This is a genomic window from Bifidobacterium panos (assembly GCF_012932445.1).
GTDB lineage: Bacteria > Actinomycetota > Actinomycetes > Actinomycetales > Bifidobacteriaceae > Bifidobacterium > Bifidobacterium panos.
The window spans coordinates 1-14689 of record NZ_JAAIIJ010000006.1 but is presented as its reverse complement, the minus strand read 5'-3'; the positions used below and the strand labels follow the sequence as shown (position 1 = coordinate 14689).

Genomic DNA, 14689 nt, shown 5'->3' with positions numbered 1-14689 from the left:
GGCAACGGCACCCGGCCATTACCCGTCTTCATGAGCGATAAGAAAATCAGTCGTCGCCGAGAGTGACGTGGACGCCGCCGACCAGCGAGCTGACCACGTTGTAGATCAGCGCGATGATGGTGGCCAGCACCGTGAACAGCACGACTTCGATAATGGAGAAAATCGTGGTGCCGGAGAGCACGGTGGGCAACGAGAACACATCGGCGAGGTTCAGGCCGCCGGCATCAAGGCCGGTGGAAGCCACGATCTGCGTGATCTGATCGAACACGCCGACGACGTTGAGCAGCACCCACACCAGGGCAGCTGCGACGATCTGAATGATCGCCCCGGCGACCGCCATCATGAAGGTGACTTTGGCCACGCTCCACGGGTTGAGGCGGGTCAGCGAAAGGTTCATGCGGCGCGCGCGGGGGGTCTCGCGTCGCGCGACGGGCTTGATTTGAATGGCGGGGGCAACGCTTTCGGCATGTTCGCGCGCCTGCTCATCGCTGATCAGCGGCTTGTTCGACACGGAGCGTGCCACGCGATGTTCCTGATTGCTTTCGGCGGCATTTTCGTCGGCGGATTCATCAAGGTTCTCGTCGGCGTCAACGGCCTCGTCGACCAAATCGGCCGAATCGATGGAATCAGCTGAATCGGCTGAATCAGCATCGTCAACCGAATCAACTGAATCGAGCGAATCGACTGCTTCGCTCTCTTGCTCTTCGACGACCTCGGAAATCTCTTCCTCGTCCATGCCGTTTTCTTCATGGTTGTCGCTCATGTTGCTCCTTCACCATTCTCGAATCGTTGTCAGAATAGCAATATTCACAGACGATTACTCGCCATCCGAATTATCGTTCACGTTCTGCGCACCCGCCGGCGCCTCGACCGCATCGCCGGATTGCTTGGTTGCTTCAGCGGATCCAGCCGATTCATTCGCGTTCTCGGACGCATCAGACGCATCAGCATCGTCGGCTTCGTCCTTTTCGGCGTTGAGCGCGATGGAGATGATTTCATCGCCCTTGTCGGGTTTGGCAAGCGTGACGCCTTGGGTGTTGCGCCCGGTGCGCTTGACTTCGGCCACGTCGGAACGGATCACCTTGCCGGACTTCATAATGGCCATCACCTGATCGTCTTCGGCCACGATGAGCGCGCCCACCAAGGAGCCGCGCCCCTCGGCCAGTTGCAACGCCTTGACGCCGAAGCCGTTGCGGCCCTGCAAGCGGTATTGGGAAACGGCCGAACGCTTGGCGAAACCTTCGTCGGTGACGACTAGCAAATCGCGGTCGCTGTCGGCTTCCACCACGTCCATGGCGAGCAACTCATCGCCTTCACGGAACTTCATGCCCTGCACGCCGGCGGTCTGACGACCCATCGGGCGCAATTGCTCGTCGGTGGCGGTGAACTTCAGGCTCATGCCGAGCTTGGAGACCAGAATGATGTCGTCCTCGGCGTTGCACAGCGCGGCACCGATGAGCTCGTCGGCGTTTTCGCCGTTCTCGTCGGCCATCAGGCGCACGGCGATCAGGCCGCCCTGGCGAGGCGAATCGTATTCGGCCAACGCCGTCTTCTTGACTTTGCCGCTTCTGGTGGCGAGCACCAGGTATTTGGCGACCTCGTAGTTGCGAATCGACAGCACGGTCTGAATGGTCTCGTCCGGGCCGAACTGCAGCAGATTCGCCACATGCTGGCCCTTGGAGTCACGCGAGCCTTCGGGCAGTTCGTAAGCCTTGAGGCGATATACACGGCCCTTGTTGGTGAAGAAGAGCAGCCAGTTGTGCGTGCTGGTGAGGAAGAAGTGATCCACGATATCGTCCTCGCGCAGCTTCGTGCCCTTGATGCCCTTGCCGCCGCGATGCTGGGCGCGGTATTCGTCGGCCTTGGTGCGCTTGATGAAGCCGGAGTGCGTGACGGTGACCACCACGTTCTCTTCGGGAATCAGATCCTCGACGTTCATCTCGCCGCTGAACGGCAGAATCTTGGTGCGACGCTCGTCGCCGTACTTGCCCACAATCTCGTCCAGCTCGTCGCCCACGATCTTGCGCTGGCGTTCCGGCTTGGCGAGAATATCGGCGTAGTCGGCGATGCGACGCATCAGCTCCTCGTGCTCGTCGAGGATCTTCTGGCGTTCCAAAGCGGCCAAACGGCGCAGCTGCATGGCCAGGATGGCGTCGGCCTGCACCTGATCGACGTCAAGCAGTTCCATCAAACCGGTGCGCGCGGCGTCGGCGTCGGGGGAGCGACGAATCAACGCCACCACTTCGTCGATCATGTCAAGGGCCTTCAAATAGCCCTGCAGAATATGGTCGCGTTCCTCGGCCTCGCGCTTCAAATAAGCGGTGCGGCGGGCGATCACGTCAAGCTGATGGGACACCCAGTGGCGGATGAACGCATCCAGCGACAGCGTGCGCGGCACGCCATCGACCAGCGCCAGCATGTTGGCGCCGAACGTTTGCTGCAACTGGGAGTGCTTGTACAGATTGTTGAGCACAACCTTCGGCACGGCATCGCGCTTCAGCACCAAGACCAGGCGCTGGCCGGTACGGCCGGAGGTTTCGTCGCGCATATCGGCGATGCCTTGAATCTTGCCGTCGCGCACGGCCTCGCGGATGGAGACGACCAAACGGTCGGGGTTGACCTGATAGGGCAGCTCGGTGACCACCAGGCACATGCGCCCCTTGATTTCCTCGGTGTTCACCACCGCGCGCATGGTGATAAGCCCTCGGCCGGTGCGATAGGCCTGTTCGATGCCCTTGTGCCCGAGAATCGTGGCGCCGGTGGGGAAGTCGGGGCCTTTGATGCGCGCGATCAGCGCTTCGAGCAGTTCCTCACGGGAGGCGTCGGGATGGTCGAGCGCCCAATGCACGCCGTCGGCCACTTCGCGCATGTTGTGCGGCGGGATGTTCGTGGCCATGCCGACGGCGATGCCGGACGAGCCGTTGCACAGCAGGTTCGGGAAGCGCGCGGGCAGCACGGTGGGTTCCTGGGTTTTGCCGTCGTAGTTGGGCAGGAAATCGACGGTGTCCTTGTCGATGTCGCGCACCATTTCCATCGACAGCGGCGCCATGCGACATTCGGTGTAACGCATGGCGGCGGCCGGGTCGTCACCGGGCGAACCGAAGTTGCCCTGGCCGTCCACGAGCATATAGCGCATCGACCACGACTGGGCCATGCGCACCAACGTGTCGTAAATCGCCGAATCGCCGTGCGGGTGGTATTTGCCCATCACGTCGCCGACAACGCGCGAGCACTTGTTGTAGCCGCGGTCGGGGCGGTAGCCGCCGTCGTACATCGCATAGATCACGCGGCGGTGCACGGGCTTCATGCCGTCGCGCACGTCCGGCAGGGCGCGATCCACGATCACGCTCATGGCGTAGGCGAGGTAGGATTCGCGCATCTCGGTCTGCAAATCGCGCCTGCGGATGCGTTCGCCTGTCATCAGGCCGTAGTCGGTGTTGTCCGCCTCTTGCGGGCTCAACGGTTCCATCGAGCTGTCCGCTGCGGTGGAATCATCCATGTTGTTGGTATCGTCTGCCACTATCTGTCCTTAACTTAATTGCCGTATTCCTGCAATTCCTGCACATTGCGCGCCCGCGCAAGGTCAGGCATCGATCCAACTGACGTTGCGCGCGTTGCGCTGGATAAACAATCGGCGCGGCTCCACTTCGTCGCCCATCAGCATCGAGAACGTTTCGTCCGCCGCCGCGGCGTCCTCGATCTGCACTTGCTTCAAAATGCGATGTTCGGGGTCCATGGTCGTCTCCCACAACTCCTGGTAGCTCATCTCGCCCAAGCCCTTGTAGCGCTGGATGCCTTCGCCCTTGGGCAGCTGGCGTCCGTTGGCCTTGCCTTCGGCGAGCACGCGGTCGCGTTCGGCGTCGGTGTAGACGAAGTCGTGTGCGCCCTTGGTCCATTTGAGGCGATACAGCGGCGGCATGGCCACGTACACGTAACCGGCGGTGATCATCGGGCGCATGTAGCGGAAGAACAGCGTCAGGTTCAGCGTGGCGATATGCGCGCCGTCCACGTCGGCATCGGCCATGATGATGACCTTGTGATAGCGCACCTTCGACAGGTCGAAATCCTCGCCGTAGCCGCCGCCGACCGCGGTGATCAGCGATTCGATGGTGTCGGACTTCATCATGCGGTCGAGGCTGGCGCGCTCGGTGTTGAGGATCTTGCCTCGAAGCGGCAGAATCGCCTGGGTGATCGGGTTGCGGCCCTGGATGGCGGAACCGCCTGCGGAATCGCCCTCCACGATGAACAGTTCGCACTCTTCGGGGTTGCTCGACTGGCAGTCCTTGAGTTTGTCGGGCATGCCGGCGGATTCGAAGATGGACTTGCGGCGCGTGTTCTCGCGCGCCTTCTTGGCGGCCATGCGGGCGCGGGAGGCTTCGATGGCCTTCTGGATGACGTTCTTCGCCTCATTCGGGTGCGCGTCGAACCAGTCGCCCAGCTTGTCGGTCATCACGCGCTGCACGAAGGTCTTGGCTTCGGAGTTGCCCAACTTGGTCTTGGTCTGGCCTTCGAACTGCGGGGTGGTGAGTTTGACGGACACCACGGCCGTCAGACCTTCGCGCACATCGTCGCCGGAAAGGTTTTCGTCCTTTTCCTTCAGGATGTTCTTTTCGCGGGCGTAACGGTTGACCAGCGAGGTCAGCGCCGCGCGGAAGCCCTCTTCGTGCGTGCCGCCTTCGGTGGTGGAGATCGTGTTCGCGAAAGTGTGCACGGCCTCGGAATAGGCGGTGGTCCATTGCATGGAAATTTCGGCGGAGATGCCGAGTTTCAGGTCTTCGGCATCGAAGTTGATGATTTCGTCTTCCACCGGCGTGGATTTGCGCGACTTGACCAAGTAGTCCACGTAATCCTTGATGCCGTTGACGTATTGGTAGGTGACGGACTGGTGCGTTTCCTCGATGGGGTTGTCGCCGTCGCCGGTCACCTCGTCGCCGGCTTCGTCCGCCTGGCGCAAGTCCGTCAGGCTGATTTTCAGCCCCTTGTTGAGGAAGGCCATCTGCTGGAACCGGCTGCGCAATGTCTCGAAATCGTAGACTGTGGTTTCGAAAATCGCCGGATCCGCCCAGAAGGTCACCGAAGTGCCTGTGGATTCGCCCTCGGCCATCGGCTCGCCCTTGACCAAGGGAGCGGTGGGATGCTGATCCTTGTAGGTCTGCGTCCAATGGAAACCCTGGCGGCGCACTTCGATGTCCACGCGGGTGGACAGGGCGTTGACCACCGAAATGCCCACGCCGTGCAAACCGCCGGACACGGCGTAACCGCCGCCACCGAACTTGCCGCCCGCATGCAGCTTGGTCATCACGGTTTCCACACCGGAGACGCCTTCGCCCGGCACAATGTCCACCGGAATGCCACGGCCATCATCGACGACGCGAATGCCGTTGTCGGGCAGGATGGTGACCTCGATATGGCTGGCGAATCCGGCCAGCGCCTCGTCAACCGAGTTGTCCACAATCTCGTAGACGAGATGGTGCAGGCCGCGCGCGCCAGTGGAACCGATGTACATGCCCGGGCGGATGCGCACCGCCTCAAGGCCTTCAAGCACCTTCAGATCCGAGGCATCATAATGCTCGGGAGTCATCGACTCGTCAAGCTCGCCTTCCTGCAATTGCGCGTTGTTGATATGTTCGTCCGCGGCCTTGAGCTGTTCTTCCTTGCTCGAGGCCTTGTCCAGCGAGTCCGCCACGGAGCTTCCTTCCTGCATGGTATGTGACGCGAAGGGTATTTTCGCGGGTCGATGCCTCAAAAACGCCCTCTAAGGGGTCGTGAAGCGTTTTGACCATACTGTGTGTGATTCTACTCGTGTGGCACGACGAGAGGCCTACATGCCCTTTAGCGTCGTTTGACCCATTTGCGCGAATAACCCACGGAAGGTCCATTGACGCGAATGTCGTTGATGCGCAGGCCTTCAAGACGCTCGCGGATGGTGGCGGAAAGCTGGGGGACAAGAAAGGTCAGCTGGGTGGCCCACACTTGTGATTCGGCGGCGATGACAAGCACGCCATCACGCAAACTCACCACATGCGAATGTTGCGCGATCCCCGGGCCGACCACCTGGTCCCAATGTTCGTTGAGTTGCGCGATTTTCAAATGAGGCACCCAATCGCCTTGCACGGCCATCGCGCGAGCCACGCCGCCGAATCGCGCGGGGTCGCGACCCGGTTTGCCGAAACTTTCCCACGCCGCTTCGGCGCGGGAGGCCCGAACGATCCGATAATTTTCGCGAGCGGCGTAACGTTCGAATATTTGCGCCGGCAGCAAGCGCTGATCAAGTTGCAATGTCATTGCGATCGGCGGGGTCATACATCCACCCCATCAATCGACCCGGCGTCGATGTCGGCATGTGCATTGAAAGATTCGCGCAATGAGGCGACATCGATGATATTCGCGCCTGCCGTTGGAGGAATGTCGCTTGCGGCGGCGACGGTAATCAACACCTGCTCCTGATTCTGGGCGAATCGCAGAATCTGCTCGCGGCGCGACTCATCCAACTGGGCGAACACATCATCGAGAATCACGATGGGCTTCATCCCGCGTTCGGCGGTCACTGTTTCAAACAGCGCCATTTTCAACGCAAGCGCCATGGTCCACATTTCGCCGTTGGAGGCGAATTCCTTAGCGCTCATGCCATCCAACGTCACGTCCAGGTCGTCGCGTTGCGGCCCGATGAGATTGATGCCCCGAGCGACCTCACCCGGGTACAGGCGCTGAAAATGCGCCGATATCATCGCATGCGGATCATCAGACGACAGCACCTCCTCGAACGAGGGCATGTAGGCCAGACAGGCCTTGCCATTGTCCGAAGCCAGTCGGGCGTAAATCTCGGTGAACGGTTCGGCCAACCGCGACATCAGCGAGGAGCGCATGCGCGTCAATTCCACGCCGGCTTCGATGAATTGGCCGGTCCATACCTCCAAACCGCTCAACACACTGTCAGCCATGCCCTCACGCCCCGCAAGTTGCTTGAGCAGGGCCGCGCGCTGCCGGGCGATTTGTGTGAACCGCTGCAATTGTTCGGCATAATGCGGCACCAGCAGAGCGCCGCTTTGATTGAGGAAGTTGCGCCGCACGGAAGGTTCGCCATAAATCAGACGTTGATCTTCGGGAGTGAACGAAACGGAAGGCACCAATCCGATGATGTCGCGCAGATACTGCGATTGGCCCGAATTGATGCGGGCCCGGTTCGCGCCATGCGCCACGATGGTCGCCTCGTATGTCGTGACGGATGAATCGTCGTCGACATTGGCGCGAATCGTCGCCTTGCTCGCCCCGCGTTCGATCAGTGGCAACGAGGCGGAAACACGGTGGCTGGTGCCGGTCGACAGCACTTCCGCCGCCTCGACGAGATTGGTTTTGCCCAGTCCGTTCGACCCGTGCAACACGTTCACGCCTGGCGTGAAATCGACCACGACCTCGCTCCAGGAGCGGAAGTGGTCAAGGGCAAGACGGCAGATGTGCATCGAGATGTGGTTCTTGGTATTTCGCGTCAGCTGTTGAAACGCATCGGCACCAGCAGGTAGCGATAGTCCATCGATTCGTCGGAATCGGCTTCCTGCTGGCCGTTGAATTCCACCGGCTTGACGGCGGTGGTAAGTTTCATGCGCACGAACGGTTCGCTGATCGCGCTCAACCCCTCCACAAGATACGCGGGATTGAACGCGACGGTGATGTCTTCGCCATCCATGTCGATGTCGATGGTTTCAGTGGCTTGCGCCTCATCCACGGCACCGGCGCTCAACGTGAGCTCCTGCCCCGAAAACACCATGCGGATGGGCGCATTGCGTTCCGCGACCAGCGCCACGCGCTTGATTGCGCTCAGCAACGCTTGCTTGTCGATGACGGCCTGGGTTGGATATTCATCGACGAACAGGCGGTCAACCGCCGGGAATTCACCGTCGATCAGCTGGGAAGTGGAAACGCGGCCGGCATTTTCAAACCCAAGCAGCGACGGATTGTCGGCATCGAAATCGATGGTGAGGTTCTGATGTTCGTCGAGTGACCGGGCGATATCGCGCACCAGCGAGCCGCGCACCAACGTCGTGGCGTTCACGTTCGCGTTTTCGGGCGTCCAAGTGAATGTGGTGCGGGACAGTCGGAAACGATCGGTCGAGCTCAACGTCACCTTGTCACCCTCGAATTGCATACGCACGCCGGTGAGCACCGGGCGGTTCTCTTCGTGGGAGACCGCGACACAGGCTTGGGAAACGGCCTGGATGAACGTGGGGGCGTCGACTTGGCCGAGTTTGGCCGGCGTGTGCGGCAAATCGGGGTATTCGGCGTTCGGCATGAGCTGCATGGTGAACGTGGACTTGCCGGAAGTGATGGTCAGCGTGGTTTCGTCGGCAGTGAGGTAGGTTTTTTCGGCAGGCAACGATTTGGTGATATCGGCGAGCAGTTTGCCCAACACCAATACCGTGCCCGCTTCGTCCACTCCAGCTTCGATATGGTGACGGGCCGAAATCTCGTAATTGAAAGCGGAAAATCGTAAAGCGCCTTCCGCAGCTTCAAGCTGCACACCTGCAAGAATCGGATTGGAAGGGCGCGCATCGATGACTCTGGTGGTCCAAGCCACGGCTTCAGCAAGAGCGGCGGAATCGACTTCAACCTTCATAATGCCTGCTTTCATTCAACGCCTATGTGGCGGTTACTACGTCATGCTGATATTTCATTCTAGCGACGGGCCGTCCAACTGGTGATGCGTCATCGTCTTGAGTTCGGCTGTTGATGATGAATATTTAATAGAGAACAAAAGGAATAGTCATAATAAGAGCTGTGGATAGTGTGGGAAAGTCGTCGCAGGCGTTCTGGCTATTGGCTTTACTGGGGTCGGTTGGATTGTGGATAACTGAAGAAACGATGTGGATAACCTGCTGAGTTATCCACAGCGAATTGAAAGAGATCAGGTTATCCACATTTTTGGCATGTTTTCCACGAGTTATCCACACGAAATGGGCGGTTCATCCACGACTTATCCGCAACCTTTACCCACATTTGTGTATAACGATGTGGATAACTGGATGGATGGTTTACCACTTGCTCGGAGTGTCTTAGGTCAGTTGTTGTTCTGCTTGAGGCGGACGGTAAGCTCCATAACATAGTTATAGATCTCCTGCCGCTCCTGCATTTCCGTGGTGATGCGGTCGCAGGCGTGCATCACCGTGGTGTGGTCCTTGCCGCCGAACACCTTGCCGATGTCGACAAGGCTCATGCTGGTCATTTCACGTGTCAGATACATGGCGACCTGCCTGGCCAGCGCGATGTTCTTCATGCGCGAGCGACCGACGATATCGTCGAATGTCAAATGAAAATACTTGGCTGCCTGACCGATGATGTCAGTAGGCTTGATCTCCACATCCGTGGTGAAGAAATCCTGCAGCGTCTGTTCCGCCATCGCGCGCGTAACCGGCTGGTTGCTCAGTGAGGCGACGGCCGTGACGCGGGTGAGGGCGCCTTCGAGTTCGCGGATATTCTCCGTGAACCGTTCGGCGATAAGATCAAGCACATCATTGGGGATATTGCTGTGGTTCATGGAGGCCATCATGCGCAGGATCGCGATGCGCGTCTCCAGATCCGGCGGTTTGACATCCACCGTCAAGCCGGAATCAAAACGCGAAATCAACCTCGCCTCGAAGCCTTTAAGATTCTTCGGCGCCACATCAGAGGCGATAACAATGCGCTTATTCGCCTGATGCAGGGCATTGAACGTATGGAAGAACTGTTCGAGCGTCGCTTCCTTGCCACCCAGAAACTGGATGTCATCGATGAGCAGCACATCGACCTCGCGGTACCGTCGGTTGAATTCGGCGATTTGACCCTGGCTTTGGTTGGGGTTCTGCAACGCTTCGATGAACTCGTTGGTGAATTCCTCGCTATTGACGTAACGAACCTTCAAGCGGGGGTCTTTGACGAGAGCATAGTTGCCGATGGCGTTGAGCAGGTGGGTTTTGCCCAGACCCGACCCACCATAAATACACAGCGGATTGAAATCGCGCCCGGAACCTTCGGCGACCGCAAGGGCTACGGTGCGTGCGAAACGGTTGGAATCTCCCGGAACGAATGTGTCGAATGTCGCGTTTTTGTTCAGATGCGTTTCCGGGTCGCGCGCCATTTTGTTAGTGCCAATGACATATTGGCTGTCATATTGGTTATCGGTCTCGGTGGGCATCGCCAATGCGCTCGGCGCACTTGGCATGGAACTGGCCGCCGCGAAAGATTCCTGACCGAGATCCGCAAGTGAGGGGGGTATATAGGAGTTGTTCTCCTGCTCCGTTTGGACAGGTGTTGCGATTTTGAACGCGGGCATCATGTCCTGGTTGGTCACCATTTTCAGCGCGTCCAATAACGGCTGTTTCAGTTCGTTTTCCAACGCTTGGCGAGTGCCGGCGTTGTCGAGGCACAGCACAATCGTCGTGCCGAACACCGCCTCGGGAATCACCCCGGTTAACCAGCCTTTGTCCCGCGACGAAAGCGACTGATTGTGCTTGAGCAATGCCAGTGCGTCATTCCAGATACGGTTGGCCTGAACCACTGGATTTTCGTTTTCAGTGGCCATGGCTCTTCCTTTCTGTGCTCCTGCAATGCGTGTTCGATGTTCTATTGTTACTCCTCCCCTACGAGTTATCCACAGCCTCGCGTGTTGTAATTACTCGATTCTGAATAACATGCGTGTAATTTGTGGATAACTTTCGGCGGTATTACAGCCGTCTGATGGGTTTCAAAAATCGCATGCGGTTGCATGTTGTGTTGCCAAGTTGACGTTAGGGCAGGGGTAAGGGTAGGTTGATAGAGCTTGACTCACGTGAGGGTCGCGCGTCAGCGTGACCGAAAAACCTAGGAGCAAACTATGAAGAGGACTTTCCAGCCCAACAACCGTCGTCGCCACATGAAGCACGGCTTCCGTCTGCGCATGCGCACCCGTTCCGGTCGCGCCGTGATTAACCGTCGCCGCGCCAAGGGTCGCAAGAACCTGTCCGCCTGATTGATGCCGACGGCATCGTCACCGTGGAACGGTTGAGAAGCCACAGCGATTTCGTCGCCGTACTCAAGCGACGCCGCAAGGTCTCGTGCCGGGATTTCATCGTGCATTACGCAATGCGTGATGATTCCCAGGCACATGGGAGTGTGGCGGCGAGCAGTCGGCGCGTTGGCTTGGCCGTATCCAAAGCGGTGGGCAATGCCGTTACGCGAAACGCCGTCAAACGTCGCTTTCGTGTGCTGGCCCGTCGCTATGAGGATCACCTGCCCGAGGGCGTCGATGTGGTGTTGCGGGCAAAACCATCCGCCGCGGCAGCGTCCTTTCAGATGCTGGATAAGCAAATGGCTTCGGGATTCGATGCGGTGACGGCACGGATGGGCCGGGATTGACATGAGCGTTACGGGCAATGTCATGATACGCGCGGTGCGCTGGTACCAATGCGTTTTTTCGGCGCACCGTTGCGCACCTTGCTGCCGGTATTATCCCAGTTGCTCGAATTATGCGATTCAGGCGATCCGGCGGTTCGGAGCGTGCCGGGGCGGGTTGTTGTCGGTGTTGCGGTTGTTGCGATGCCGTCCCTGGAGTAATGGCGGCATAGATGACGTGCCACAGCGTTTCTCGGTGTTGTATCGTTTTCGGTGGTCGAAAGCCCACGAAGAACCGAGATTGAAGCCTTTGGCGGACGACGAGTAAGGATTCATCCGATGATTAACCAAGACAATTTCCTCCTCGATAGCGGATTCTGGGGCTTTCTGTATAAGATCCTGACCCCGATCGAATGGTTGATGACCCAGATTCTGGCAGGCTTCCATAAGTTTCTGACCATGATCGGCATGTCACCCATCGGGTTCTCGTGGATCCTGTCCATCATCGTCTTGGTGTTGGTGGTGCATGCATGCATCTTCCCCATCTACTACAAGCAGATGAAGTCGATGCGCAAACTGCAGGCGCTGCAGCCCAAGATCCAGCGTATTCAGAACAAATACAAGGGCAAAACCGATCAGGCCAGCAAGGAAGCGCTGAGCCGCGAGATGATGAAGCTCTATCAGGACAACAAGGCGAACCCGGCCGGCTCATGCCTGCCGATGCTGGTGCAGGGGCCTGTGTTCATGTGCATGTTCTACACGCTGTCCGCCATCCCCTATATCGCACGCGGCAAGCGCGCATCGCTCGGTGCCTTTGACCAGGCGACGGCCCAGGGCTTCTCCGCCACGAATGTGTTCGGTGTGGTGAGCGTGACCGACAACTTCACCACCGCCGATGCGATCGGCAAAGTCGTCATCGGCAGCTTCGTGGCTCTGATGTGCGGCTGCATGTTCTATATGCAGTGGTTCCAGATGCGCCGTAACGTGAACCCCGCCACCATGCAGGGCTCGGCTGCCACCATGCAGAAGGCCATGCTGTGGATTTTTCCCCTCATGTACATCTTCTCCGGTATCACCATGCCGTTCGCCGTTTTGGTGTACTGGCTGACCAACAACGTGTGCAGCTTGTTGCGCACCATCTGGCAGGTCTATGAGTTCCCGACGCCCGGTTCCCCGGCTGCCGATGCCAAGAAGATTCGCGATCACAACCGTGAGAACGCTCGCCGCGCCAAGGCCGGTGAAATCTCCCTTGAAGAGGAGGAGCTGCAGCACGCCAAGGAAGAGGCTGAGCGCAAGGTGAGCAAGGGATACCAGCGCCAACAGCCACAGCGAAAGCGCAAGAAGAAGTAATCATCGGATGCGGCGTTTCACGTGAAACGTCGCACCGTCGACCTTGGGTATGGTTTTCCGATGGTCGGGTTTAGACTAGGTGATGGGTCCCACGCCGATAAGGAGTACATATGACACTGGATGACGACAAGACGATGGATCAGCTCAACGAGGAAGCTGACATCGCTGCTGATTATCTTGAGGAGTTGCTGGATATTGCCGATTACGATGGCGATATCGAAATGGGTGTGCGCAACGGCCGTCCGGTGGTGCAGATTGTCGCTGATGATAATGCGGACATCAAGCATCTCATCGGTCGGGACGGCGAGGTGGTGGACGCCTTGCAGCAGCTTACCCGGCTGGCTGTCCAGCAGAAGACAGGCGAGCGTTCCCGCTTGATCGTGGATGTGGATGGCTTCTTGAAGCGCAAGCGTCAGCGTCTGCACGATCTTGCGTTGGATGCCGTTGACGAGGTGAAGGAAACCGGGGAGCCGGTTGATCTGGAACCCATGAATTCTTTTGAGCGTAAGGTGGTTCATGACACCGTCCGTGAGGAGGGTTTGAAGTCTCGTTCGCATGGGGAGGAACCGCATCGTTACGTGACGGTGTATCTTAAGGCGACCGCCGGCGACGAAGACGAGGAATAGGTTTCACGTGAAACAGGGAGTCCATAGGGCTCCCTGTTTTTGTATGAAGGGAAAGCCATCATGACCGACGAACTGGCCGGATCGCCGATTCTTGGGGAAGTGCTCGGAGAGGCCTTGCCCCAGTTGGAGAAGTTTCACGTGAAACTCGCTCAGGAAGGTGAACCACGTGGGCTGATCGGGCCGCGCGATGTGGATATCATCTGGGAACGGCATATCCTGAACTCAGCGGCCATCGTGCCGTTCATTCGCCAGGCCGTCGAAGGAGCGCGCTTCAAAACCGTGGCCGACGTCGGCAGCGGTGGCGGATTCCCCGGATTGGTCGCGGCAGCCTGCCTTCCCGATTGCGAGTTCACGCTTATCGAGCCAATGGAGCGGCGCGTGGAATGGCTGGCTGAATGCGTCGATACAATGGACTTGTCCAATGTGCGCATTGAGCGTGCGCGCTCGGAGGAAATCATTGCGGCCATGCGCAAAAACCGGGCGATGCATCCGTTTGCCGCGGTGACTTGTCGTGCGGTGGCGCCTATGACGAAGCTTGCGGGATGGACGCTACCATTGTTAAAGTCGCACGGGCAACTGGTAGCCCTGAAGGGTCGTTCCGCTCAGGCCGAACTCGACAAGGCCGCCAAAGTAATCAACACATATCGCGGCGCTAATCCGCGAGTCGTCGAAGCGCCCGTCGCCCCCGGACTGGAACCCACCCACGTAGTCCTCATCGACAAGCGCTAGTCCCTCGCTTTCGCCCCCAGCTCTCCCCTCCGCTTCAAACCCCTGCTTTTCCCACACGGGTTGCAGCTTTTGTCTTTTGCCTTAAGTGGTTGCCACTGGAATCGCTTTTCGCTTTTTAGTGGGCGCGTTGCTGCTTTTGAGCTTCATATTCTTTGGGTGCGTTATCGTGTGGGGTCGGGATGTTCCATGTTCTAACGCTCCGGGCCGCTCTGGCCAAGTCTTACGTACGAAAATGGAACATCCCGACCCCACACTCCCTTCCAGCGTCAAGTCACGTTGAGTTCAGCTTAAGAAACGTTGATTAAACCCAAGATGAACAGCACCAAACGCAACATACCCATGCAGGTGAGCAGGGGGCTGGCGGCTTGCTGTTTACGTACGTAAGACTTGGCCAGAGCGGCCCGGAGCGGTAGGAAATAGCAAGCCGCCAGCCCCCTGCGGCAACGCACTTACTGAATAGCAGTTCCCACACGATAACGCACCTACTAAAACCAGTTCTACGTGGCAACGCATTTGAGCGATGAAGCGCAAAAGCGATAATGCACTTGCTGAAAGCGTAACTTGGGTAAGAGCGCTGTGTTCAGGGGAAGAGCGATGGGTTGCCCGATGAGGGGAGAGCGAGGGAGAGCGAGGGAGTTATCCAC

Annotated in this window: 13 protein-coding genes; 6 read left to right on the top strand and 7 right to left on the bottom strand. The window is 58.5% G+C overall.

Translation table 11 applies throughout. The features are described 5' to 3' along the window. Window positions 1-46: 46 nt before the first annotated feature. The 7 genes from G1C94_RS02665 to dnaA form a co-directional block, all read right to left on the bottom strand. The gene (locus tag G1C94_RS02665) at window positions 47-607 is read right to left on the bottom strand and encodes a DUF3566 domain-containing protein (protein ID WP_172144438.1); all 561 of its coding nucleotides are present in this window, start codon (window positions 605-607) and stop codon (window positions 47-49) included. 210 nt (window positions 608-817) lie between these two features. Then, on the bottom strand, window positions 818-3499 hold the full coding sequence (gene gyrA, locus G1C94_RS02660; RefSeq protein WP_172144436.1) for a DNA gyrase subunit A: 2682 nt from the start codon (window positions 3497-3499) through the stop codon (window positions 818-820). Between the two features lie 84 nt (window positions 3500-3583). Further along, a complete protein-coding gene (gene gyrB, locus G1C94_RS02655) occupies window positions 3584-5704 on the bottom strand; it encodes a DNA topoisomerase (ATP-hydrolyzing) subunit B (protein ID WP_172144393.1) in 2121 nt (706 codons plus the stop codon). 128 nt (window positions 5705-5832) lie between these two features. Beyond that, window positions 5833-6303 carry a DciA family protein gene (locus G1C94_RS02650; RefSeq protein ID WP_172144391.1) on the bottom strand — a complete coding sequence of 157 codons (471 nt, stop codon included), beginning with the start codon at window positions 6301-6303 and terminating at the stop codon, window positions 5833-5835. Then, entirely contained in the window at window positions 6300-7460 is a 1161-nt protein-coding gene (gene recF / locus G1C94_RS02645; RefSeq protein WP_172144389.1) for a DNA replication/repair protein RecF, read from the bottom strand. Before recF ends, G1C94_RS02650 begins: the two co-directional genes overlap by 4 nt. Before the next feature lie 26 nt (window positions 7461-7486). After that, window positions 7487-8611 (bottom strand): DNA polymerase III subunit beta, encoded by a 1125-nt coding sequence (gene dnaN / locus G1C94_RS02640; RefSeq protein ID WP_172144434.1) that lies wholly within the window; start codon window positions 8609-8611, stop codon window positions 7487-7489. Between the two features lie 441 nt (window positions 8612-9052). Then, window positions 9053-10528, bottom strand: a complete 1476-nt coding sequence (dnaA, locus tag G1C94_RS02635; protein ID WP_417852145.1) for a chromosomal replication initiator protein DnaA — start codon at window positions 10526-10528, stop codon at window positions 9053-9055. Window positions 10529-10843: 315 nt separating this feature from the next. Between dnaA and rpmH the strand changes: the two genes are divergently transcribed. From rpmH to rsmG, 6 genes are all read left to right on the top strand, one after another. Next, window positions 10844-10978, top strand: a complete 135-nt coding sequence (rpmH, locus tag G1C94_RS02630) for a 50S ribosomal protein L34 (RefSeq protein WP_003825298.1) — start codon at window positions 10844-10846, stop codon at window positions 10976-10978. Between the two features lie 23 nt (window positions 10979-11001). After that, the gene (gene rnpA, locus G1C94_RS02625) at window positions 11002-11364 is read left to right on the top strand and encodes a ribonuclease P protein component (protein ID WP_172144385.1); all 363 of its coding nucleotides are present in this window, start codon (window positions 11002-11004) and stop codon (window positions 11362-11364) included. Between the two features lies 1 nt (window position 11365). Then, the gene (gene yidD / locus G1C94_RS02620) at window positions 11366-11668 is read left to right on the top strand and encodes a membrane protein insertion efficiency factor YidD (RefSeq protein ID WP_172144383.1); all 303 of its coding nucleotides are present in this window, start codon (window positions 11366-11368) and stop codon (window positions 11666-11668) included. Between the two features lie 14 nt (window positions 11669-11682). Further along, the gene (gene yidC, locus G1C94_RS02615; RefSeq protein ID WP_172144432.1) at window positions 11683-12690 is read left to right on the top strand and encodes a membrane protein insertase YidC; all 1008 of its coding nucleotides are present in this window, start codon (window positions 11683-11685) and stop codon (window positions 12688-12690) included. Between the two features lie 110 nt (window positions 12691-12800). After that, on the top strand, window positions 12801-13316 hold the full coding sequence (locus G1C94_RS02610) for a Jag family protein (RefSeq protein WP_172144381.1): 516 nt from the start codon (window positions 12801-12803) through the stop codon (window positions 13314-13316). Window positions 13317-13376: 60 nt separating this feature from the next. Beyond that, window positions 13377-14045 carry a 16S rRNA (guanine(527)-N(7))-methyltransferase RsmG gene (rsmG, locus tag G1C94_RS02605; protein WP_172144379.1) on the top strand — a complete coding sequence of 223 codons (669 nt, stop codon included), beginning with the start codon at window positions 13377-13379 and terminating at the stop codon, window positions 14043-14045. Window positions 14046-14689: the final 644 nt, after the last annotated feature.